Genomic DNA, 22306 nt, shown 5'->3' on the forward strand with positions numbered 1-22306 from the left:
GCCCCTCCATTGCGGAAATTTTTTCCGTTATATCAAGAATTAAAGCTCATTTATCCGACATTTGCATCGAGATATCCAGATCTTGCACGCCAAACAAGGCGGCAAATTTCAGTGGAGATTTCGATGGTAACGAGCACATCAGCCGGTTTTGCAATCCAACCCGTACCGACGACTTTCATCGTCAACGTCATCCAGGTTCACCCGGGAAAACAGGATGAAGCGTTTGAAATCATCCAGGACGTTGTCCACTACGTTGCTGAACGCAAGGAAGGGTTCTTATGGAGTAGCCTCGCAAAAAGCACCGACGGGCTGACGGTCGTCAATATTGAAGCGATCCAGGGTGCCGACAATGTTGGAGAGTTCTTCTCAGACCCTGTCTTCGTCGAGAAGTTTGCGCGACTGGATACGGTCTCAACCAGCGAATTTCACACTTATAAAGTGGATGACCTCGTGCTGCCCAAGCGGACGGCCAGCGAGGACGCAAGATGACTGATCTCGCTTCCCGGCACGACACACGTGGAGATTCGCATAGCACGAAAGATGCCTTTCCTTTGGCGGCGTTGATCGCCCTGGCACTGTCGGGGTTCATTACCATCCTGACCGAGGCACTTCCCGCTGGACTTTTACCTCAGATATCCAGCGACCTTTCAGTCTCTCAGGCATCCGTTGGTCAGATGGTCACGGTCTACGCGATCGGCTCACTCATCGCGGCGATCCCTTTGACCCGTGTGACGCGAAACATGCGTCGACGCCCATTGCTGGCTGTGACCATCGCAGGCTTTGCATTCGCAAACCTCATCACGGCTATCTCAACCTCCTACAGCCTGACGATGGTTGCCCGTTTCCTTGCAGGTATTTCTGCTGGACTGTTGTGGGCACTGCTTGCGGGCTACGCAGCCCGCATGGTTCCGGACGCGCAAAAAGGCCGCGCGATCGCTATCGCTATGGCCGGCACGCCCCTGGCGCTATCGATCGGGGTTCCCGCAGCGACACTTCTGGGAACTGTCATTGGGTGGCGAACCTGCTTTCTTCTCATGAGCATAACGGCAGTTCTACTCACCCTTTGGATCGCTACTCAGTTACCCGATTTTCAGGGACAGCATTCCAACGACAAGCAGTCACTCGGCCAAACAGCGCGCATACCGGGTGTCCGTCCGATCCTGTTCGTTACGCTGACATTCGTGCTGGCGCATAACATCCTCTATACTTACATCGTTCCGCTGCTGCGGCCTGCCGGTCTTGAGCACCGGGTCGACGCCGTTTTATTCCTCTTCGGGTGTGTTTCACTCATAGGAATTTGGTTTGTCGGCGCATTTGTTGATCGCTGGCTATGGCTGCTTGCTGTCGCGAGTTGCCTCACCTTCCTCCTCGCTTCCGCTGTCATGGGAATATGGCCGACGGAACGGACTGGGGTCTACGCTTCAGTCGGTTTATGGGGGCTCGCCTTTGGAGGGGCCGCGACGATTTTCCAAACGGCCATGGCGCGGAGCGCAAGAAAGCAGACGGATGCGGCACAATCGATGCTGGTTACTGTCTGGAACATTGCCATAGCCGGCGGCGGACTGCTGGGCGGTGGAATTCTCAACCATCTTGGCGTGGAAGGCTATGTCCCTGTTACCCTTGCACTCCTGTTTCTTTGCCTCGCCGTGACCGTGGTTTGCCGCAACGCCTTCAGATCGTGACTGTGCAGGCCGCGCACCGTTTGGTAACGCGGCCTGTAATTTTCGATCAAACAACGAAAGTTAAGAGGCGGGGTTTTTCGGCGGCGCGCTGCGCAAATTGTCCAGAAGATAGGCATGGGTGGCAGGATTGGCGACGATCAGGGTGCCGGTCTTTTCGTAAACATCGGCCCCACGTCCCCACCAGTCAGTGACAATGCCTCCTGCCTCCTCGACAAGCAGGATGCCTGCCGCCGTATCAATGAAACCAGTTTCCTCATAATACCCCGTCAGCCGGCCGCAGGCTACGTAGGCGCAGGAGTTCGCCGCACTCCCTACTATGCGCACCGCACCGATGGGTGCTCGGATTGCGTCAAGACGCTGATAGGCTCCCGCATGCAGCGAGAGATTTGGGGTCGGCAACCCGGTACCAACGCACATCAGGGCGACGTCCTCGCTGGCACTGACCTTGAGCCGCACCCCGTTCAGATAGGCGCCCTCCCCCTTCATTGCCGTGAACATTTCGTCCGCCACCGGATTATAGACCAGACCGCAGATTGTTTCGTTGCCGCGGCGAAGCGAAATCGTAATCGTATAGTGCTGCCCATAGATAAAATTCGTTGTGCCATCGATAGGATCGACCAGCCAGCGATGATCGTTATTCGAGCCGTCGACAGGGGCAAACTCCTCACCCGTCAGTCCCCAGGGGTACTGGCTCAGCAAACGATCGCGGATCAGTGTCTCAGACTGCATATCCGCATCCGAAACAAAATCGCCAGGGCCCTTGATGCCGATTTCAATATCCCGGAAGCGCTTGAAGTGCTCAAGGGTCAATGCACCGGCTTCGCGCGCCGTGGCAACCATGTGATCGAGGATCGTACTGTAGTTGATTGTCATGGATTGAAGACCTTGGCTAACCCTTCCGGGTCGTCTGTTGTTATTTGGTCGACCTTCAGCCGCAATAGCCTCTCGATCTGGGGGATTGTCTGTGGTGATACTTGGTTGATCGTCCAAGCATCGACGCGACGTCCCGATGCGTGAACGGGCGCGATGAGGTCTACCCCGGCGTCCTCGGCATGAAGGACGATGCGGTAATCGAGATAGATCATTCGAGCATCTGGAGCAGTGTTCAGCGCTTCCTCTATGAAGCGCATGTAATCACCGTCAGCCTGCAATCGTTGGAGGCTCTCCCCATAACAAGGATCATAACCCGTCGCGATCCCTGGGGCGGCTTCCGCAAGGACTGAGATCGCATCAAAGTCGCCACCAGATAGGATCAAAGACTTCGCTACTGGGAAAGAACACTTTGCGAAATTTGCAATAACCTCTGGATTGAGCGCCTGAAGGTCCTGCTTGAAGTCGAGTTGCAGCAAAGCATCGGGGTGAGCCCCTTGCCTGGAAAGCAAGGTGCACAGGTCTTCAAGGAGCATGACGTTTTCATCGATCGGATGACCATCGTTGTCGCGCAGGAAGAGGCCACGCAGATCGTCGGCAGATTTAGCTTGCACCTTTCCTCGGCCCGTCGTTTCCCGCTCTAACGTTAAGTCATGCAGGACCGCAAAGCCCGCACCGCCGTGCACAACAAGATCCACCTCGACACTCGCGCCGAGTTGCATTGCCTCGATGATGCGCTTTCCGGTGAACACGGGGTCACTGGCTTTCCGGCGTCCACGATGCCATTTTATCCAGGTTCTATGACCATTACGTTCGATATGGAGAGGCGCGCTCACACTTCGCTCCGATGGATTTGCTGGTTGTTTCGATAGGCCGCAACTGCGCGCGGCAGAAGCTCCACACCTTGCCCGGCCCGGAAAAGATCGGGATGGCCCACCATGGATTTCAGCCTCGTCCCATCGGCAAGATCGATATCGACGAGACCATGCGAACCGTAGTCGGTGACGCGATGGACCTTAGCCTTCGCATGTTGCGAAACCTCGATATCAAGCGCTTCAGGGCGGATCGCAAGTGTGGCCGGACCGTCTCCCACGGGTACCCTGACTGCAAGGTCTGCACGCAGGAAGTGGCCGTCCGCCACATGACCCTCGATCAGGTTCATCGTACCGATGAAACCGGCCACAAACGGCGTCTGTGGATCGCGGTAGACGGTATCTGGCCGGCCAATCTGCTCGGTCTTGCCATTGGCCATAACGACGATCCGGTCCGCCATGGACAGCGCCTCATCCTGACCGTGCGTCACAAAAAGGGTCGTGATGCCGAGACGTTGCTGGATGTCACGAACCTCTTCTCTCAACCGCTCACGCAAGTGCTGGTCAAGACTGGCAAAAGGTTCGTCCAGCAACAGGATCTTTGGCTCGAGGACAAGTGAGCGTGCGAGTGCAACGCGCTGCTGTTGACCGCCAGAAAGCTGGGTGGTCATGCGTTCGCCGTATCCGGCAAGCCCCACCAACTCAAGGACGGCCTCAACCTTTTCCTTGATTTCGGCATGAGGCATCCGCCTCAGTTTGAGACCAAAGGCGAGGTTCTTGAAGACGTTCATATGGCTCCACAGCGCATGGCTCTGGAAAACCATCCCGGTGGGCCGGCGCTCTGGCGGAAGGTGGGTAACGTCCTCACCATCGATGGTGATGCGCCCCCCTGTCGGCTGTTCAAAGCCGCCAACCATGCGCAACAGCGTGGATTTTCCCGACCCGGATGGGCCAAGCAGGCAAACCACTTCACCATCGGCGACATCGAGCGAAAAGCTGTCCACTGCCTTGGTGCCTCCGGAGAAGCTTTTCGTAACCTTGGAGATTTGAAGTACAGACATGATAATTCCTAACCGCCGAACCCGCGGGCAAATGCACCACCACCGATGATGCGGCGCGCGAAGATGAGGGCGACGAATGATGGGACCCAGAGCAGGACCGAAAGAACGGCGCCATACTGGATGACCATCTGATTGTTGATGTAGCTGATCATCAGCACCGGCATGGTGCGGATAGCTGGAGCACCAATCAGCCAGGCGCCTTCGGTTTCATAAAACGTCCCGACAAAGCTGAGGAGAATAGCGGCAGCAATGGTAGGACCTGCCTGCGGAAGGGTAATCGACCAGAAGACCCGCAACGGGCTGGCGCCAACATCACGCGCAGCCTCTTCCATACGCCGATCAACCGCCTGAAACGCCGCAACCGGTATCCAGATCATGAACATCAGCGTACCGACGAGCTGGATGAGGACCACGCCCCAGAACGTTCCAATCAAATTGAGCTGTAGAAAAATGGCCGCAATCGCGACGAGTAGACCGAATTTCGGGAATGCGTGGCCGGCGAGAAACGAGAAGAACAGGATGTCGCGGCCTGGAAACTGCATGCGTGCAAAGGCGTAGGCAGCAGGAAGGCAGATCAACGCAGACAGAAGCGTTACGACTGTGGACAATTGCAGGCTGAGGGTTAGCGCATTCCAGACATCGGGGCGCCCGAGAGTTTGTCCCCAGAAGCGGAAACCGAATTGCTGCGGAACGATGTTGGGATACCGCCAGACCTCGGTGAAGGCCCAGGTACCGACAACAAGAAGCGGCCCAACGATGACCATGGTCAAAACGGTCGCAAATAGAAACCCCGACCAGTCAACATGGCGGCGCGCGGGAGCTAAAGTCGACATCTCATTTTCCCCGGTTACGCGCCACGGAGCGCACATAAAAAAGGCCGAACAGGATGCAAAAACCAAAGGCGACAACAGCCTGGGTCATGGCACCTATCGGATCCTGAACATCGCGGAGCGTGCGTTGCATGAAAGGTCCAATCATTTCGGGCGACGCGGGACCAAGCAGATAGGGCAGCGTGAATGAAGAAAAGATCCCCAACACCGAGAAGGAAAGAGCGACGAGAATGGAGTTGGAAATTTTCGGCAAGATGATGTGCCAAAAGACGCGCAATGCGTTTGCGCCAACATCGCGTGCGGCTTCGATCGACTGATTTGCGACGCTACCCAGACCGGAAAGCAGGATCAGGACAGTCAGTGGAATATTGTCCCAGACAAGACCGATCACCGGCCCCCATGGTGTGAGATAGGGCGTTCGGATCTTGGGTAGTCCAACGGCATTCAAGAGGATGTCGAGCATTCCGTTCGGCCCAAGGACACGGATGAATGCAAACGCCAGAATGATCGATGGAACGAACATCGGCAGAATGGCGAGCGCCTGAACGTAGGCGGGCAAGCGACCGTGCGAAAAGCGCAGATAAAGCGCAATCGGAAGGCAGATCACCAGCAACAGCAGCGCACAGACGAGCGTGGTCCAGAGCGTTACGACGAGATTGTCGAGGCTGTAGCGGTCCGAAAAGAAGAATGCATAGCTTGAAAGGTCAAAGCCTACTCGCCCATCCGCGTTTGTGCGCCAGACTGTGCGACTGATGGCATTGATCGCTGGCCAGATAACAAGCCAGATCACCAGAAAGACGGGTATGGCGACGAGCAGGAGACCAATCGGCCTCCTGCTTGCTGCCGTTTGTTCACGCGGTGTGTCCGCTTCGTCGAGAGCCTGTGTCACGACTTGCGATCGATGCTCGGAGCAACGTTGCGATACCAGCCGTCATTGATGGCTGCTTCCCACTTGCCGCCCGGGAATGTCGGGATGCTTTGCGGAATGATGTCGGCGAATTTTTCGCGCAGATCAGCCGAGACGTGATCCCAGGAAACGCCAGGAAAACCGCCAAGTTCGGTGAGGATGGCGCTCTGCATCTCTTCCGACAACATGAAGTCGGCAAGCTTGAGCGATGCTTCGTGGTTTTTGCCGTTTGCGATCACGACAGAGCGGGTAAAGCCGCCGCACAGTGCCAGATCCTGCAACTGAACGAGGCCAGTTTCCTTTGGTAGAACACCCTGGTCAATCGCTTGCAGCACTTGGTCAGACCAGACCGGGATCATGGTCACAACGCCCTGAGAAAGCAGTTGCAAGGATTGCGTGTTGCCGGATGAATAGGCTCCCTTGTCGTAGAGCGACGGAGCGATATCAGCAAGAAGCTTCCATGCCTTGCCCAGAGCATCATCGCCAAATTCCTGGGTGTAGTTGTCGACCTTGAAGTGCTTGGGGTCGAGACCATTGGCCTGGTGAATAGCGCGGCGAACGAAGTTACCGCCCGAGCCGCCCTTGTCGGGACGATTATAGATGAACTGACCCGGATTTGCCTTGATCCAAGTTACCAGTTGATCCCAGGTTTTGGGAGCGTCCGCGGGTTTCAGTTTCGTCGTGTCATAGGCAAGCAGAACCTGGGAACCGCGATACGGAAGGCTGTATTCGCTCTCGATTGCCAGCGGATTGACCTTCGCGTAATTTTTAAGGCCAGCTTGCTTGAGGTTGGTGTAGACGCCAGCCTTGATTGCGCCGGCCGGAAGAAGGGCATCGGCGGATTCGAAATAATCTGCCTGCGGATCTGCATTGGTCTGCTTCGCAGCAATGGCGCGCTCACCAATTGCAATAACACCGGCGCCATCACCGGCATCCACCAGATTGAGCTTGATGCCCGGGTTGGCGGCCTCGAAGGCGGGCTTCACTGTATTGGTCCAGAAATCCAGAATATTGGTGTCTGAACTGGTGTACCAGTCGATCGTACCCTCAGCAGCAAAACCCATCCGTGGCGCAAAAGCGAGGCCCGCAGTTGCGGCGGCTGCGGACATCATAAAAGTACGGCGTTTCATTGTTGTCTCCGATTCAGTCGGCGCGTTGACGTTTTCAAGCGCGGACCCGATTAGCTGGAGATCAAAGTCGGCGCTGGCCGCTGGTGCTACACACGTGTGCATGCCTCCCTCGTACCTGAAGCGCTTCTAAAGCCGCTACGTAACGCTTTAATGACAGCTATCGGATTGATCACGTGTGCAACATCGGTGCACAGGATCCAGAAATAGGCAGGATCGATCTATCGTGTGGATGGTCTTACCGAATTTCGCCATACCGGCATGGGTTCGAACACACGGCGTTCGTCGCTCGCAAGTGCCGATTGAGCAATAAGTGCAACGACGTGCTCGGCCATTTCTGTCAACGGCTGGGAAAAGGTCGTCAACCGATAAGCCCGCCAATCGGATTGAGCGATGTCATCGAATCCGACGACGCAAAGATCGCGGGGAATATCGAGGCCGAATTCATCCCTCGCGCCATCCATGAACCCCAACGCCAACAAATCGGTCACGCAGAACACACCGTCTGGCGCTTCGGACCGACCGAAGACGCGGCGCGCCGCCTCCAGACCGGAGGCGTAGCTCGTCGGTCCGGCTGCTATGACCGAAACCGGAATACCTGCTGCCTCCGCTGCTTCGGTAAAGACATGTTCTCGCTCCAACAGGCTCGCTGTGCGGGCCGTTGATGTCACGACACCGAGGCGTCTGCACCCTGCTCGTTTCAACAGGAAAAATGCTTCTCGCCCAGCGAAGCCATTGTCCACACCGAGATTGTGTCCGCCAGACAATGGGTCGTCGCGATTGATCAGGACGACTTGTTGTCCGTTTGCCAGGCAGGTCTCGATCAATGACGCGGAGGGTGTACCGGAGAGAACCACGGTCGCGTCGGCGCGATAGTTCAGAGTCATTCCCAAGGCCGCCGACACGCTATCGGTATCCGTCTCTGTGTTGATGACCATCGTAATCTTTCCAGCGGCCTGGAGCTTACGGGTGAGTTCATCGATGAGCTTTGCGCGGATCGGCGTCGCGATATCCGCGACCACAAGGCAGACGATATTGCTGCGTTCGCGCAAACCACGTGCGAGATGATTGACGTGGTAACCGAGAGCCCGTGCTGCTTCGAGAACCTTACGGCGCGTTTCCTCCGATACGCTCGCCCCATCGGTAAATGTCCGGGACACTGCGGAGCGAGAAACGCCAGCCCGCTCCGCGACCATGCGGGCGCTGATAAAAAGACGACGTTCGTGTTCACGCATGGGAAGTATCACCTGGTTAGCAGTCGTTCACGATAGTGGCGAAGACGAGGGCTCGGTCAAGGGAGGAAAAGCGGCGTTACAACGGGACCGTTGTTTAGCAGATACGGCCATCGTCCGCCTCAAGCGAAAGGCTGGCATTTTGCATCGTTGGCGTGGCGGACCTCTGTATCATCCCATGCAAGGGAGCGACCGTCGGCAGAGCGCACCTCCAGACGCGCAATCTTTTCACCCTCTTGCCTGTCCACCAGATGCGAGCGTTCTTCATTAGCCGCGAAAAGATGCCCCTCTCCCCACTGACGTAGAGCAACAATCACCGGGAACAACTCCTGCCCTTTGGCTGTAAGAACATACTCGCGGTATGCGGTGCCATCCGAGGCGGGCGCTGTCACGAAAATTCCGCGTTTCACCAGATCCCGCAATCGGCTCGCCAGCACACCCTTGCCGATACCCAATCCTGTCTGGAACTCGCCGAAGCGGCATGCGCCATCAAACGCGTCGCGGATGATCAGCAGCGACCACCAGTCGCCGATCACATCCAGCGCCCTCGCCACTGGGCAGCCGGCATTCCAAAGGCTGACGCGTTTCACCATCTGCGCGGGTCTCCATTTATCTAAACCGGTTCTAACTTGGAACTAGATTTGCCACAACCCGGATGGTCTTGATGAAACGGCAAATGACGACATCAAGGATTGAGACATGGACATCGGTTCCAGCCGCGCTTCTCAGGAAACTGAACTGACCGGCCTTTCGACAAAACAGACAATCATGCTTGCGACTGCAGCAGGCCTGAGTGTTGCCAATATCTATTACGCCCAGCCTTTGCTAGACCTCATGGCCAAGGATCTTGAGATATCCCAGGCCTCGGTCGGCCTTATCGTGACACTCACTCAGGTAGGCTATGCACTCGGCCTGATCTTCATCGTACCACTGGGAGACCTGATCGATCGCCACCGCCTGATCGTCACTCAGGGTCTTCTAGCTGCGATTGCACTCGCTACCGTCGCTACAGCAAAAGCACCTATCGTCCTTCTCGTCAGCATGATCGCGGTCGGCCTGCTTGCCGTTCTCGTACAGATCCTTGTGGCCTACGCCGCGTCCTTGGCAGCGGCGGCTCAACGCGGCAGGGTCGTCGGCACAGTCACAGGCGGTGTCGTCACAGGCATCCTTGCAGCCCGTTTCGTAGCCGGAGTGGTCGCCGATCTCGGTGGTTGGCGCGCCGTATATCTGACATCTGCCCTGCTGATGGTGTTGATGATTATTGCCCTGACGTCGAGCCTGCCGCAGCAGCCAGCAAGGCGAAAACCCGAGCCCTATTTCGATGCACTTATTTCGGTTCCGCGCATGTTTTGGAGTGAGCCCGGACTTTTGTTGCGCGGGTTGCTCGCTTTCTCGATCTTCGCTTCCTTCAGCACATTCTGGACTGCACTTGTGCTTCCCTTGAGCGCACCGCCATTGTCCTACTCCCACAGCAAGATCGGGCTATTCGGCTTGGTCGGTGTCGCTGGCGCTTTTGCCGCAACCTATGCAGGAAGGCTCTCAGACCGTGGCTTTGGAACATGGGTCACTGGGATCTCGCTGGCCCTATTACTGGCATCGTGGGGACTGATTGCCTTTCTTCCCGTTTCTCTGGCCTTTTTGTTAGCTGGTGTCCTTGTTCTGGATCTCGCGATCCAGGCCATCCACGTCACGAACCTCAGCGTCATTGCCACTGAGCACCCTGATATGAGCAGCCGGCTGATCGGCGGTTACATGGTTTTCTACTCCATTGGCAGCGCGACAGGTGCCATCTGCGCGACATCTGCATATTCCATGTCTGGATGGCTGGGCGTTTGCATTCTTGGAGCAACATTCAGTGCAGCAGCGCTAGTCTTATGGCTGGCCCATTTGATGCGGTTCACAACAAACAACCTACGAAAATGCACCGAATGAAAGGAGGTTACTTCAAGACGCTGGGCGACGCTTGCAACAGAACTCGACATTTAGAAAAATGAAATGCAGCTGTGCTAAAGTGGAAGAATCAGACGGCTGATCTAGAGGCCCAACCTGCCACATGTGCTTTGGCATGCATTGGGTTTATTGGATCAGGGCCGGATCGTCAGGTAACGCAGGTAGTGATTCTTTGTTTACGCAGCAACAGTTGACGTCAATTCTGTCATCCTTGCCAGACCCTGCTTTCATCCTAACGCGCAGCGGCCGCTACGCTGCCGTCTTCGGCGGAAAAGACATCCGGCATTACCACGACGGCAGCGGCCTTGTCGGGCTGAGCATGTTTGACGTGCTCAAAGAGGAAAAGGCACGCTGGTTTGCGGCCGAGATCGAAAAAGCGCTGCAAACGCGCGCGCTCCATATCGTTGAATATGAGTTGAGTGGAAGCGACGTAAAGGGTGCGGGCGATGGTCCAAGTCACTCGATCTTTTTTGAGGGGCGTGTTCAGTCGCTCAGCTTCCAGGTTGATGGCGAGGATGCTGTGGTCTGGGTCGCAAGCAACATCACGGACAAAAATGAAGTCCAGAGGAAGCTGCGCCAACTCAGTGAAACGGATGCGCTGACAGGACTGTATAACCGCCGTAAACTGATCGAAACACTCGACGAACGACTGGATGTTTTTGTCCGAGAGCAAACCCAGACGTCTGTGCTGATTTTCGATCTCGACAATTTCAAGCGACTGAATGATGAGATGGGCCATCATGCCGGTGATGCAGCATTGGTCGAAATAGCCCGTCTATGCCGGGAGAACCTGCGTCAAAGTGATGTGGTTGCTCGATTCGGTGGCGACGAATTTGTTGTCGTGATGCCCGAAACCCGCCGCGACGACGCGGTTGAGATTGCAGAGCATCTCAGAAAACACGTTCCAATCACCCTCAGACAAACCCTCCGTTACGAATCGACAATCAGTGGCGGCATCAGCGAGTTCGGTTCACCGGACCGTTTCTCAAGTGACATCCTGAGGCGTGCAGATGAGGGCATGTATCTGGCAAAACGCGCCGGGCGAAACCGGGTGTCGGTTCTCTAAAGCCAATCCGTAGGAAGCCAGGATCGTCCACAGCAGATGACCACAGTTCCCGCCGGTACGGACGCGGTAGCTTCCAAGACCGAAATGGACCAGCGCCGACAGATCGACGCTGGTTCTTTCTCAGGTGCCGTCAGACCGCGCGTGCGCGCTTCACTTCAAGCTGCGTCCAATCCGGCAGCCAGTCGCGATGTGCAAGCAGTAGATCGTCAACCATCGACCAGATCTGATCGAGATCAAGTTCCGCAGCCGTATGTGGGTCCATCATAGCCGCATGGAAGATGTGCTCACGGTTCTGCGTCATCAGTGCCCGTACAGTAAGCTCCTGAACATTGATATTGGTCCGCATCAGGGCCGTGAGTTGCGGCGGCAGATCGCCGATGAAGGTCGGCTGGATACCGTTGTGGTCAACAAGGCAAGGAACTTCTGCAGCGCAATCGGCCGGCAGGGAAGTGATGCAGCCGTTGTTGCGTTGATTTCCGTAGATCACCGAAGGCTCGCCCGTCCAGACCGAATTGATGATCGATGACGCATATTCCTTCGACTGCTTCACCTCGATCTTCTCGGCCGAGCGGTAGGCTTCTGCCTGCCCTTTCCAGCGCTCGATCTGCTCGATGCAACGCTTTGGATATTCATCGAGCGGGATGCCAAACTTCTCGATCAAGTCCTCACGTCCCTCCTTGATGAAATAGGGCGTGTATTCGGCAAAATGCTCCGAGCTTTCGGTCACGAAATAACCGAGCCTTGTGAGCATTTCGTAACGCACTTTGTTTGGGCAGCGCGGGTTCCAGCCTGGCTTCGGCGCACGCCCTTCGCGATAGCCACGCACGAGGTCAGGATAAAGATTTTTGTAGCTGCCATCAGCCTGACGATGCTCGAACTCAAGGAAAAACGCCATGTGGTTGATGCCGGCCGAGCGGTAGCGGATTTCCTCGTACGGGATGTCTAGGTCATGGGCCAATTCCATTGCGGTACCCTGAACCGAGTGGCACAAGCCGACTTGTCGGATTGTTGGATATTTTTCCGCGATCGCCCAGGTGTTGATAGCCATCGGATTAACATATTGCAGCATGATGGCGTCGGGGCAGACGGCCAGCATATCCTCGCAGATCTTCCAAAGATGCGGCACCGTGCGCAGGCCACGCATGATACCCCCAACACCCAGCGTGTCGGCGATTGTCTGTCGCAGACCATATTTGCGCGGCACCTCGAAGTCGGTCACAGTGCAAGGCTCATAGCCACCGATTTGGAACGCGACCACGACGAAATCCGCACCGGCTAGTGCCTTTTTCTGGTCCGTGTAGGTCTCGGCCTTTGCCTTCGCGCCGAGCGTCTGGATGAGCTTGTTGACGACGATTGCGCTTTCCTCGAGACGTTCCTTATTGATGTCCATCAAGGCGATGGTGGCACCCGAAAGCGCCGAGCGCTGCAGCACATCGCCGACGATGTTTTTCATGAAGACGGTCGAGCCTGCGCCGATAAATGTGATCCTGGGATTTCTTGCCATTTTTTCCTCCGGCAGTGAATTCAAGCGATTTCGAAGGCAGCCCTGACGAGCCGCTGGGTGTATTCGGTCTTGGGATGGGAAAGAACGTCCTCGACGGCGCCCTCTTCCACGATGCGCCCGTGCTGCATGACGATAACGCGGTGGCAAAGCGCCCTGACAACCTTCAGGTCATGCGAGATGAATAGATAACTGAGACCGCGTTCATCCTGCAGTTTGCGCAAGAGATCGATGATCTGTGCCTGAACCGAAAGATCGAGGGCCGATGTTGGCTCATCCAACAGGATGAATTCCGGTTCGAGTGCTACAGCGCGTGCAATGGCAATGCGCTGGCGCTGGCCGCCGGAAAATTCGTGCGGGAAGCGCGAGAGAATGTTGCCCGGCATACCTGCTGCTTCCAATGCGTCGCGGACACGGTCAAGCCTTTCAGCCTTAGTCTTCCCGAGGCCGTTAATGACCAAGCCCTCTTCGATGATTTGGCCGATCGTCATGCGCGGATTAAGCGATGCGAAAGGGTCCTGGAAGACGATCTGCATGCGTGAGCGAAGCGGGCGCATCTCGGCCCTTGAACGGCCATCTATCTTCTGATTGTCAAAAATGATGGCGCCAGCGGCGGGTTCATTCAGCCTGAGCAATGACTGGCCGAAGGTGGTCTTTCCCGACCCGGATTCGCCGACCAGTCCCAATGTTTCATGCCGTTTGAGGGACAAGCCGAGACTGTCGACGGCAACGAGTTCCTTCAGTTCGGGCTTGAACAGGCCGCCGTAGCGCATCATGAATGACACGCGCACACCGCTGGCGGTCAGCAGCACACCGGAATTCTCCGGCAAGGGCTTCGCCTTGCCATGCGGCTCCGATGCAAGGAGCTTTCGCGTATAGGGGTGGTTCGGTGCAGCAAAAAGCTGTTGCGTCGTATTGTGTTCACGCATCTCGCCATGCTGCATGACGTATACGTAATCGGAGAACTGTTTGACGATCGTCAGATCGTGTGTGATGAGCACCACCGCCATGCCCCGCTCCTTTTGAAGCGAGCGGATCAGGTTCAGAATCTGGGCCTGCACCGTCACATCGAGCGCGGTTGTCGGCTCATCGGCAATCAGCACGTCCGGGTCGTTTGCGAGAGCCATCGCAATCATGACACGCTGGCGCTGTCCGCCTGAGAGCTGATGGGGATACTGTTTCAGGCGGGCTTCGGGTTCAGGGATCTGCACCTGCCTCAGAAGGTCGAGCGCCCTCGCTTCCGCCTGCTTTCGGTTCATTTTCGAGTGAACGCGGATCGCTTCGACGATCTGGCTCCCGATTGTGTAGATCGGGTTCAGCGAACTCATTGGCTCCTGAAAGATCATGGAGATACGATTGCCGCGAAGTGCGCGGCGCTGACGTGTCGAAAATTTCAGGATGTCGTCGCCATTGAAGCGGATTGTCGAGGACTTCGAAACGGTCGCCCGTTTGGTCAGCAACCCCATGACAGTGCGTGCGGTAACAGATTTTCCCGATCCGGATTCTCCGACAATCGCGATGGTCTCGCCCTTGTAGAGCTGGAATGAGATATCCTTTACGGCATCGACCGTGCCATGTTCGACCTTGAAGGTCACGGCGATGTTGCGGGCGTCAATGATGGCCTCGTCATTACGGTGTTCGGCATCGTAGCGCTTGGCTGGCGCATAAGCATTCATGTGAGCAACAGTCATGGTTTGCTCCTCTCAATAAGGATCGACAGCATCACGCAGGCCGTCGCCCAGCGCGTTGAAGGCAAAGACGGTGACGAGGACAAAACCGACCGGTGCCAGGATCCAGGGATAGGAGCCGATGACCGAATAGGTGGCCGTGTCCTGCAGCATCAGGCCCCAGGAAATCAGCGGCGGCTTGACGGCAAAGCCAAGGAAACCGAGGAAGGATTCCAGGAGGACGACACTCGGAATATGCAAGGTGACGGCAACGATCACATGGCTCATCACGTTCGGAAGGATGTGCTGGAATATGATGCGCCGGTCTGTGGCACCGACCGCCATGGCCGCACGAACGTAATCAATACGAGCCAGCGCAAGTGTCTTTCCGCGCACTTCTCTCGACATCTGGGCCCAGCCGAGCGCGGACATGACGCCGACAACGAAGATCAGAAAAATCGTCGTTGGTGCGGTTACGGGGATGAGTGATGTCAACGCGAGATAAAGTGGCAATTGTGGAAAGGCGAGAACCACTTCCACGAAGCGCTGGACCCACGCGTCCAGCGGACCGCCGAAATAGCCTGAAATCAGCCCAACGCTCGTGCCGATGACGGTTACGATGGCAACAACACTCAAGGCAATGGCAAGGGAAATGCGTGAGCCATAGATCGCCCGTGAGAGGACATCACGCCCGAATTTATCCGTGCCGAGGAAATGCACCGGCTGACCATCCGTCGAGCCGAAGAAATGGCGGCTTGCAGGGATGAGGCCGAACAGCCTGTATTCCGCTCCCTTAACAAAAAAACCGAGATAACGAGGGTTCTCATAGTCGGGACCGACAATCGGTTGAAAGGTAATCGGATCAAGTTCTTCGGTCTCGGCGGTAGCATAAACACGCGGCCAGATCCCGAAATTCCCTTCCTTGTCCGTGAACCGGACGACCTGTGGCGGTGAAAAGCTTTCGTGCGTTTCAAGCGGGTTCATGGGAGCAAAAAAGTCAGCGAAGATCGAGACGAGCATCAGCAGCCCAACCAGCACCAGACCGATCATGCCGGTGAAAGATCGTCTCAGCCGCCGCCAGACCAGCGCGACATAGCTTTCGTTGACATGGTGGGGTTCGCGCACTTTCGAGGTCACGTCGACGTCCTGTTTGGTGTCTTCGAATGCCAGCATTGTTATGCCCTCCCGAATTCGCGGACGCGCGGATCGAGCATGGCAAGCATCATGTCAGCGATGATGTTGCCAATGATGAGTGTCGCCGCGAGCACCATCATGAAGGTCGCGGTTACATAGACATCACCAACCGCCATGGAGCCGACGATCGCCGGACCAACGGTTGGCAATGCAAAGATGATTGCGGTCTCGATTTCGCCACTCAGCATGTAGGGCAGCACGACACCCTGATACATGACCAGCGGATGCACGGCGTTGGGGACTGCGTGACGCATGATGACCGCGCCTTCCGACAACCCCTTGGCCCGCGCCGTTTCGACATATTGTGCGTTCAGCGTGTCGAGCAGATTACCGCGCATGACGCGCATATTGTAGGCAAGTCCGCCGAACACCGCGATCGCGACAACCGGCCAGACATGACTGACGAGATCGAGGAATTTCGCCCAGGACCATGGTGCTCCACCGTATTGCGGCGAGAAGAAACTGCCGATTTCAGAGACATCGAAATGGAAAACCATCAGGTAAACCAGGATCAACGCCATCAAGAACCGGGGAATGGTCATCCCAAGAAAGGAAATGGCCGAGAGAAGATTGTCGACCCAGGAATATTGGCGCGTCGCCGCCCATATGCCAAAACCAATGCCCAGCAGCGATGCGAGGATATGGCATACGAGTGCCAGCACGATGGTGCGTGGCAGACGCTCTCCGACCACATCGGCAACGGGCTTGTTGTAATAGAAGCTGTAGCCGAAATCGCCTCTGGTAACGATCCCGCCAATCCAGTTGAAATACTGCACCACAAGCGGCTTATCGAGACCATGCTCGATGCGATACGCCTGGGCTTGAGCCTGCGCCTGTTCGAACGACGCCCCGCCCTGGTTCATCAACTGCGAGCGAATGTAGTCGGCGTAGTCACCAGGCGGCGCCTGGATGATGGCGAATGTCACCACGCTCAGGATCAGCAACACCGGAATGGCGGAGCTGATGCGTATCATCAGGAATCTCAGCATCGAACGGTCTTCCTCCGTTTGGGCAAGCCGTGACGGATCACGGTTTGCCGGGTGCCTGCCTCCGGCCGCGCTTCACGCGCGACCGGTCTAGGTTTCTCCGGGAGGAGCTCTTAATTGATCGGACCGCCTTCACCCGGCTTTCCGGGAAGCTGCTCGGGATAGAGTTCATATTTGCCCTGCTTGTCAGCAGCCACCCACAGCCGTTCGCGGATAATCGCGTCCTCAGCCCAGTTGAACATGAAGATCGGCGTGCCTTGCGGCACATTGGAGAAGCGCTTGTTGACGATCAGCGCACCCGGATATTCAGTGAGACCGATCGTGTAGAGGTTCTGGGTGTAGACCTTCTGGTACTGCTTCATTAGTTCTGCCCGCTCGGCATTGTCCTGCGAGGAGATGAATTTGCGGACGAGATCAGCCATTTCCTTTTCGAATGGCATGAGGTCCAGTTCCTTGCCTTCGGGTGAGCGGTGGTTCCAGCTTGTGCGCGGACCGACTGGAGCCAGTTGCTCCGTGTTCTGCACGACCGAGGATAGCTCAGTGGAATTGCGCCGGACCAGCCAGTCGAACTGGCCGCCATAATGGGCGGCATCGCGCTGGTTGGAATCCAGGCTGTTCAGGATGATGCGCAGCCCGAGTTTCGCCATCTGTCCGACCAGGCCTTCTGCAATACTCTTGTCGGTCGCATAGCCATTGTTGACGAGAAGAATGATCTCCACATTACGCCCACCAAGCGTTTCCTTGGGAAAATTCAAAATACCATCGCCATCCGTATCTTTCAGACCAATCTCGGCGAGTGCTGCTTTGGAAGCTTCAAGGTCGAAAGGATAATAGACAGTCGAATTGCGGTCGTAGAAGCTCGTCCCCGAGGAGATCCCGCCTGGATAGATTGCTGTGAACGGACCTTTCACGAGGGAATCGCCGATTGCCTTGCGATCGATCGCGGACGTTACCGCCTTGCGGAAAACTTCGTTTCGATTGAGCTCGCGGATCGCTTGCCCCCGTTCGTCCGGGTTACCCCAGCCGTTGGCAGAGAAATTCATCTGCAGGTTATAACCGATGAGCCTTGGACCGAAGGCAAGCCGGGCCGGTGCGTTGGGGTCGGCAGCGCGCTTCAACGATGCCACGAAGTTTTCCGGCTGCTCGAGGTTGGAAATGTCACCGGATCCCGCCACTGCCTGAACGTCACGGTCGGCCCAGGTCGAGAGTTTGTAGTGAACCTCATTGAGATAAGGCAGTTGCTGACCTTTCTCGTCGACCTTCCAGTAATAGGGATTGCGGCGCAGGACGATAATATCATCGGGCCGATATTCGACAGGCACCCAGGCGCCCATCACCGGCATGTTCATATATTCCGGCGGAAAGGCGTTCTTGAACTGGTTGTAGGTGTTGCCGGAATATTTGGGGTGCTGGGGCTTCAGGATATGAGACGGCCCGGGGCAAAAGCTCGGATAGGCCATTGTGTAGAGGTATTGCTTCGGGAAGGCGCTCTTGAACGTCCATTCCACCGTATAGTCATCGATTTTCTTGAGCGTCGTTCCCTCGCCGAAGGCTTCCGGCGACGCCCCGCCACCCAGAGGCGAAACATTGGGATCGATCACCGCATCTTCCCAATAGAACATCACGTCATCGGCGTTGAAGGCCTCGCCATCTGACCATTTTGCACCCTTGACCAGATGCATTGTCAGCGTGTGACCGTCCTCGGACCATTCCCAGCTTTTCGCGAGATTGGGGAGCGGCTCTGTGTCCTTGGCATCGACCTGAAAGAGAGGTGCGGTTCGCGTCAGGCATTCGGAAAGCGCAATGTCGATACCGCCCCACCCCTGGCTCTGACCGGCGATATAGTTCCATCCCTCCGGCCGACCGCCAACAACGTGGCGCATGGTATCGCCATAGACACCCATACCGTCGGGAAGATTACCGGACTTGTAGACGAGCGGCTCCTCCGGCAGGCGATCCTTGAGCGGCGGAAGCTTGCCGGTCTTTTCGAATTTTTCGGCGACCCAGTCGGGCTGGCTGTAAGATGGCAGCGCCTTGAACTCCAGGATCGAATCCCGCGAAACGTGGTTGATCTTGCCCTCTGCCGGAAATTGCGGCGGCTCTGGCGGCGTTGTCGTCTCGAATGCATTGGCACCGAGCGCGATCATCGAAACGCCCAGGGTCAAGGCAGCGATGGTGGCAGTCTTACGTCGAAGTTGCATCGTCATTCCTCCCAAATGGCAGCGCGTCCCGCGTCTGCCTCTTCTCCACGGCGACGGGTGCGTCGCGAACTCCCTATCGCCACGCACCACGCTTATGCATCTGTTCAGACAGCTTTCTTCAGCGCCGACTTTTCGGCTCTCAACTCCTCAATGGAGCGGACATTGCGGCGGGCCGCACCTGCCCAGTCGCGGGTCTTGACGCTCGATTTGGCAAGACGTTCTTTCGCGGCCGGTATGGCGTGCGTATATTGCGGAAGCCAGCGTGCCTGCGCGACCACCATCTCGTCCACCATCTGCCAGACCTCCTCCGGCGTTGCGACAGCACCGACCAGCGGATCGTGCAGGACGGCGAGCTTCAAAAGATCGATGTCGCCGCTGATTGCCGCATGGACCGACATGCGCTGAACGTTGATGGATGCAAGGCAAGTCGCAGCGCACGCTTCCGGTATCGTAATTCCGGAGACCATGTTGATCCCGAAACGATCGACGAAGCCGGGCGATTCGATAATCGCGTCAGACGGCAGATTGCTGATGACGCCATTGTTCTTGACGTTGAAATGACCCCGGTAGACGCGCCCTGTCTCGAGAGCCTCGAGAATATGGCTTGCATGCTCGTTCGAGCGCTTGGCCGGATCGATCGGCTTTGCTGCCGAGGCAAGAAACTGCGGAAACTCCGTCTCAAACCAGTTTCGAGTTTCCGTCGAGTGGCGCAGATATCCGCCTGTCTCGCCATGAATCCAATCCGACATGTCGATCCAGCGGGCGATTTCATCAGGACGCTTGCGATACCAGGGAAGATATTCGGAAAGATGGCCGTTGCTTTCGGTCGAATAGACGCCGAAACGCTTCAAGACGTCGATACGCAGCTTTTCCTGCTGCGAGAAGACAGGGTGAGCCTCGAAGGCCGCAACGAGCTCATCTTTTTCAATCTTTCGCCCGTTCAGCCTGAGATCGATGAACCACGTCTGATGGTTGATCCCCGAGCAGATGTAATCGAGCTCGGACACGGATTTGGCGCCGAGTATCTCTGCAATCTGTTCAGCACCATGCTGAACGCCATGGCAAAGCCCGACAGTATCGACCTTGCCGTATTCAATCGCCGCCCAGGTGTTCATGGCCATGGGGTTAGCGTAATTGAGGAATTTCGCACCGGGTGCAGCAACCTCACGGATGTCCTTGCAGAAGTCGAGTATGACCGGGATGTTGCGCTGGCCGTAAAGAATCCCTCCGGCGCAGATGGTGTCTCCGACGCACTGGTCGATGCCATATTTCAGTGGAATGCGGATATCGTCTGCGTAGGCTTCGAGCCCACCGACACGAACGCAGCTGATGATGTATTTTGCTCCCTCGAGAGCTTTTCTGCGCTCGGTGTGCGCGGTGATCTTCACGGGCAGCGCGTTCGCCTCGACGATCTTGTCGAGAATTGCCTTGATCATGTCGAGATTGTGCTGGCTGACATCGGTCAGCGCGACTTCGATGTCGCGAAACTCTGGAACGCACAACAGGTCCGTGAACAGCTTTTTCGTGAAACCAACGCTGCCGGCACCAATTATAGCGATTTTGAAACTCATAACGTCACCTCTGTTGCAAATCGAACGGGTGAAACGGACCAAAGGGCCTCAAAATAGCGATCGACCACCACAAAGTTCAGAAGCGCCCAAAAAATAAGCGTTATTTCCAAACTTTCCTCCCGATCGTCCCTCTGACTGTCTCCTCGGATCGGGATTATGCGTATAATGATTGTCATAACCAGAGAAGGATTATGCTTTCATGGGTAATTTTGTGCTGCAGGATTTGATTGACCAGGGACCTGGTATGCGCACGGTCTCGCTGCCGCGCGGGCGCCAGACATTGCACACCATGCCGACGAGCAGCGGTTATGAAATCCGTCGTGACCGTGGCTACGACTGGGACGGTCGCAAACGCGGACAGACGCCCTTTACCGTTCTCCAGCACTCCATCGCCGGACAGGGTAATTTGCGCTACGAGAACCGTGTCTACACCGTCAAACCGGGTGAGACGCTGCTGCTCCTGATCCCTCACAATCATCGTTACTGGCTGGAAGATGGGCGGGAGTGGGAGTTCTTCTGGATTTCGATGAATGGCGAGGAGGCCTTGCGCATTCATCGCAACATTCTCGCCGTCACAGGGCCGATCCTCAAGTTGCAGGCATCGACGATCGACCATCTTGCCTCATGCTGCTCTCGGCTCGTCAACGGTGCGGAAACTCCAGGCGCTGCGTCCGCTGTCGCCTATGAGGCGGCCATGATCCTCTATGATGACGTCTTCGGCTCTCACCCTTCCTTCAGTGGTGAATACCGCACGATGCAGCAGGTCCTAAGCTATATAGACAGCCATCTCGGCGACCGTCTGTCGGTCGGCGATCTTGCGGCAGTCGCCGGCCTCAGCCGAGCGCATTTTTCACGGATCTTTGCCGCAAGCGAAGGCATGCCTCCTGCAGAATTCGTCCTCGCGCGGCGTCTCAGGCGCGCTGCAAAACTGTTGACGACGGCCGAGACGATGCCGATCAAGGAGGTCTCTGTGCTATGCGGCTTTGACGATCCCAACTATTTTTCGAAAGTCTTCAGACGCCTTTACGGAACCAACCCAAGCGATTTCCGCACGACTGGCATGTATGCGAGCATCAGACACACGTGAGCGCGTGATCAAGACTTGCTTTTGCCACGTTTGAGGCGGCTAACAAGAGCAAAGCCAAGGCAATGCCGAAGATGGAGACAGCTTGAAATGAAAAGGACGTTCTGGCTGATTTTCTCAATGCCAATTCGGGCGATCATTGTCATAGTGTCTTTCATCGACGTGATCTTTCGCCCACTTTACCGGCCCGTGGTGAAGGCGATCTCGTCGATGACGGTATTCAGGCGTATCGAGGCTCAAATCGCCAGCCAGGCGCGACTGGTGATCCTGCTTCTTCTTGCTGTGCCTTTTGCAATTGCCGAACCGATGAAGGTCGCCGGCTTGGTCGTTATGGCGCACGGACACGTCGCATCCGGTCTTACCATGGTCATTCTTGCGCACCTTGCCACGTTCCTCATTGTCGAGCGCATCTATCATGCCGGCCGAGACAAGCTTTTGACTTATGCCTGGCTCGCCTGGGGCATGCGCTATGTTGGCATGGCCAAAGCGTTCTACGATCGGATCAGGGTTGCCGTACTGAACTGGGTGCGGTTGCGTGTCCTTCTGTCCTGAGGTGCGCCACGGA

The 22306-nt window shown here is 56.4% G+C and carries 20 protein-coding genes; 6 read left to right on the top strand and 14 right to left on the bottom strand.

Annotation, left to right across the window (positions count from 1 at the left end):
* Positions 1-123 precede the first annotated feature (123 nt).
* Together ACIQT8_RS22430 and ACIQT8_RS22435 are read left to right on the top strand one after the other, a co-directional pair.
* Positions 124-489, top strand: a complete 366-nt coding sequence (locus ACIQT8_RS22430) for an antibiotic biosynthesis monooxygenase (RefSeq protein ID WP_400969950.1) — start codon at positions 124-126, stop codon at positions 487-489.
* The gene (locus ACIQT8_RS22435) at positions 486-1682 is read left to right on the top strand and encodes an MFS transporter (protein WP_400969953.1); all 1197 of its coding nucleotides are present in this window, start codon (positions 486-488) and stop codon (positions 1680-1682) included. The genes ACIQT8_RS22430 and ACIQT8_RS22435 overlap by 4 nt, the downstream gene beginning before the upstream one ends.
* A 60-nt stretch (positions 1683-1742) precedes the next feature.
* On the opposite strand, the gene ACIQT8_RS22440 is transcribed toward ACIQT8_RS22435, so the two are convergent.
* The 8 genes from ACIQT8_RS22440 to ACIQT8_RS22475 all read right to left on the bottom strand — a co-directional run bounded on the left by ACIQT8_RS22440 (position 1743) and on the right by ACIQT8_RS22475 (position 9114).
* Entirely contained in the window at positions 1743-2555 is an 813-nt protein-coding gene (locus ACIQT8_RS22440; protein WP_400969956.1) for an inositol monophosphatase family protein, read from the bottom strand.
* A complete protein-coding gene (locus ACIQT8_RS22445) occupies positions 2552-3388 on the bottom strand; it encodes a glycerophosphodiester phosphodiesterase (protein WP_400969959.1) in 837 nt (278 codons plus the stop codon). The genes ACIQT8_RS22440 and ACIQT8_RS22445 overlap by 4 nt, the downstream gene beginning before the upstream one ends.
* Positions 3385-4425 (bottom strand): ABC transporter ATP-binding protein, encoded by a 1041-nt coding sequence (locus ACIQT8_RS22450; RefSeq protein WP_400969961.1) that lies wholly within the window; start codon positions 4423-4425, stop codon positions 3385-3387. Before ACIQT8_RS22450 ends, ACIQT8_RS22445 begins: the two co-directional genes overlap by 4 nt.
* An 8-nt stretch (positions 4426-4433) precedes the next feature.
* Positions 4434-5258, bottom strand: coding sequence for an ABC transporter permease (locus ACIQT8_RS22455; RefSeq protein WP_400969964.1), 825 nt, complete (start codon positions 5256-5258; stop codon positions 4434-4436).
* 1 nt (position 5259) lies between these two features.
* On the bottom strand, positions 5260-6144 hold the full coding sequence (locus ACIQT8_RS22460) for an ABC transporter permease (RefSeq protein WP_400969967.1): 885 nt from the start codon (positions 6142-6144) through the stop codon (positions 5260-5262).
* Positions 6141-7292 carry an extracellular solute-binding protein gene (locus ACIQT8_RS22465; RefSeq protein ID WP_262526486.1) on the bottom strand — a complete coding sequence of 384 codons (1152 nt, stop codon included), beginning with the start codon at positions 7290-7292 and terminating at the stop codon, positions 6141-6143. The genes ACIQT8_RS22460 and ACIQT8_RS22465 overlap by 4 nt, the downstream gene beginning before the upstream one ends.
* A gap of 218 nt (positions 7293-7510) precedes the next feature.
* Positions 7511-8524: a substrate-binding domain-containing protein gene (locus ACIQT8_RS22470; protein WP_400969970.1), complete on the bottom strand. Its 1014-nt coding sequence runs from the start codon at positions 8522-8524 to the stop codon at positions 7511-7513.
* 119 nt (positions 8525-8643) lie between these two features.
* Positions 8644-9114, bottom strand: a complete 471-nt coding sequence (locus ACIQT8_RS22475; protein WP_400969972.1) for a winged helix-turn-helix transcriptional regulator — start codon at positions 9112-9114, stop codon at positions 8644-8646.
* Between the two features lie 106 nt (positions 9115-9220).
* On the opposite strand from ACIQT8_RS22475, the gene ACIQT8_RS22480 reads away from it, so the two are divergent.
* On the top strand, positions 9221-10453 hold the full coding sequence (locus tag ACIQT8_RS22480; protein WP_400969975.1) for an MFS transporter: 1233 nt from the start codon (positions 9221-9223) through the stop codon (positions 10451-10453).
* A 208-nt stretch (positions 10454-10661) separates the two neighbouring features.
* Positions 10662-11537, top strand: a complete 876-nt coding sequence (locus ACIQT8_RS22485; protein WP_400969978.1) for a diguanylate cyclase — start codon at positions 10662-10664, stop codon at positions 11535-11537.
* A gap of 130 nt (positions 11538-11667) precedes the next feature.
* Here the strand turns inward: ACIQT8_RS22485 and ACIQT8_RS22490 are convergent, their stop codons facing one another.
* The 6 genes from ACIQT8_RS22490 to ACIQT8_RS22515 form a co-directional block, all read right to left on the bottom strand.
* Positions 11668-13041 carry an alpha-glucosidase/alpha-galactosidase gene (locus tag ACIQT8_RS22490; RefSeq protein WP_400969981.1) on the bottom strand — a complete coding sequence of 458 codons (1374 nt, stop codon included), beginning with the start codon at positions 13039-13041 and terminating at the stop codon, positions 11668-11670.
* Between the two features lie 20 nt (positions 13042-13061).
* Positions 13062-14729 carry an ABC transporter ATP-binding protein gene (locus ACIQT8_RS22495; RefSeq protein WP_400969984.1) on the bottom strand — a complete coding sequence of 556 codons (1668 nt, stop codon included), beginning with the start codon at positions 14727-14729 and terminating at the stop codon, positions 13062-13064.
* Positions 14730-14741: 12 nt separating this feature from the next.
* Positions 14742-15878, bottom strand: a complete 1137-nt coding sequence (locus ACIQT8_RS22500; protein ID WP_400969986.1) for an ABC transporter permease — start codon at positions 15876-15878, stop codon at positions 14742-14744.
* Positions 15879-15880: 2 nt separating this feature from the next.
* Entirely contained in the window at positions 15881-16888 is a 1008-nt protein-coding gene (locus ACIQT8_RS22505; protein WP_138792698.1) for an ABC transporter permease, read from the bottom strand.
* Positions 16889-16998: 110 nt separating this feature from the next.
* Complete coding sequence (locus ACIQT8_RS22510; RefSeq protein WP_400969989.1) at positions 16999-19086, bottom strand: ABC transporter substrate-binding protein; 2088 nt, start codon at positions 19084-19086, stop codon at positions 16999-17001.
* Between the two features lie 104 nt (positions 19087-19190).
* Positions 19191-20657, bottom strand: a complete 1467-nt coding sequence (locus ACIQT8_RS22515; protein WP_400969992.1) for an alpha-glucosidase/alpha-galactosidase — start codon at positions 20655-20657, stop codon at positions 19191-19193.
* 199 nt (positions 20658-20856) lie between these two features.
* Between ACIQT8_RS22515 and ACIQT8_RS22520 the strand changes: the two genes are divergently transcribed.
* A complete protein-coding gene (locus ACIQT8_RS22520) occupies positions 20857-21744 on the top strand; it encodes an AraC family transcriptional regulator (RefSeq protein WP_138792701.1) in 888 nt (295 codons plus the stop codon).
* A gap of 87 nt (positions 21745-21831) precedes the next feature.
* Entirely contained in the window at positions 21832-22293 is a 462-nt protein-coding gene (locus ACIQT8_RS22525; protein ID WP_400969996.1) for a hypothetical protein, read from the top strand.
* The last annotated feature ends 13 nt before the right edge of the window (positions 22294-22306 follow it).

Source organism: Agrobacterium sp. NPDC090273 (assembly GCF_044772305.1).
GTDB lineage: Bacteria > Pseudomonadota > Alphaproteobacteria > Rhizobiales > Rhizobiaceae > Agrobacterium.

Excerpts from the sequence above, each read along its gene's own strand:
- ACIQT8_RS22430 (WP_400969950.1), top strand. The coding sequence starts at position 124 with ATGGTAACGAGCACATCAGCCGGTTTTGCAATCCAACCCGTACCGACG.
- ACIQT8_RS22435 (WP_400969953.1), top strand. The coding sequence starts at position 486 with ATGACTGATCTCGCTTCCCGGCACGACACACGTGGAGATTCGCATAGC.
- ACIQT8_RS22440 (WP_400969956.1), bottom strand. The coding sequence starts at position 2,555 with ATGACAATCAACTACAGTACGATCCTCGATCACATGGTTGCCACGGCG.
- ACIQT8_RS22450 (WP_400969961.1), bottom strand. The coding sequence starts at position 4,425 with ATGTCTGTACTTCAAATCTCCAAGGTTACGAAAAGCTTCTCCGGAGGC.
- ACIQT8_RS22455 (WP_400969964.1), bottom strand. The coding sequence starts at position 5,258 with ATGTCGACTTTAGCTCCCGCGCGCCGCCATGTTGACTGGTCGGGGTTT.
- ACIQT8_RS22465 (WP_262526486.1), bottom strand. The coding sequence starts at position 7,292 with ATGAAACGCCGTACTTTTATGATGTCCGCAGCCGCCGCAACTGCGGGC.
- ACIQT8_RS22470 (WP_400969970.1), bottom strand. The coding sequence starts at position 8,524 with ATGCGTGAACACGAACGTCGTCTTTTTATCAGCGCCCGCATGGTCGCG.
- ACIQT8_RS22475 (WP_400969972.1), bottom strand. The coding sequence starts at position 9,114 with ATGGTGAAACGCGTCAGCCTTTGGAATGCCGGCTGCCCAGTGGCGAGG.
- ACIQT8_RS22480 (WP_400969975.1), top strand. The coding sequence starts at position 9,221 with ATGGACATCGGTTCCAGCCGCGCTTCTCAGGAAACTGAACTGACCGGC.
- ACIQT8_RS22490 (WP_400969981.1), bottom strand. The coding sequence starts at position 13,041 with ATGGCAAGAAATCCCAGGATCACATTTATCGGCGCAGGCTCGACCGTC.
- ACIQT8_RS22495 (WP_400969984.1), bottom strand. The coding sequence starts at position 14,729 with ATGACTGTTGCTCACATGAATGCTTATGCGCCAGCCAAGCGCTACGAT.
- ACIQT8_RS22500 (WP_400969986.1), bottom strand. The coding sequence starts at position 15,878 with ATGCTGGCATTCGAAGACACCAAACAGGACGTCGACGTGACCTCGAAA.
- ACIQT8_RS22505 (WP_138792698.1), bottom strand. The coding sequence starts at position 16,888 with ATGCTGAGATTCCTGATGATACGCATCAGCTCCGCCATTCCGGTGTTG.
- ACIQT8_RS22510 (WP_400969989.1), bottom strand. The coding sequence starts at position 19,086 with ATGCAACTTCGACGTAAGACTGCCACCATCGCTGCCTTGACCCTGGGC.
- ACIQT8_RS22515 (WP_400969992.1), bottom strand. The coding sequence starts at position 20,657 with ATGAGTTTCAAAATCGCTATAATTGGTGCCGGCAGCGTTGGTTTCACG.
- ACIQT8_RS22520 (WP_138792701.1), top strand. The coding sequence starts at position 20,857 with ATGGGTAATTTTGTGCTGCAGGATTTGATTGACCAGGGACCTGGTATG.
- ACIQT8_RS22525 (WP_400969996.1), top strand. The coding sequence starts at position 21,832 with ATGAAAAGGACGTTCTGGCTGATTTTCTCAATGCCAATTCGGGCGATC.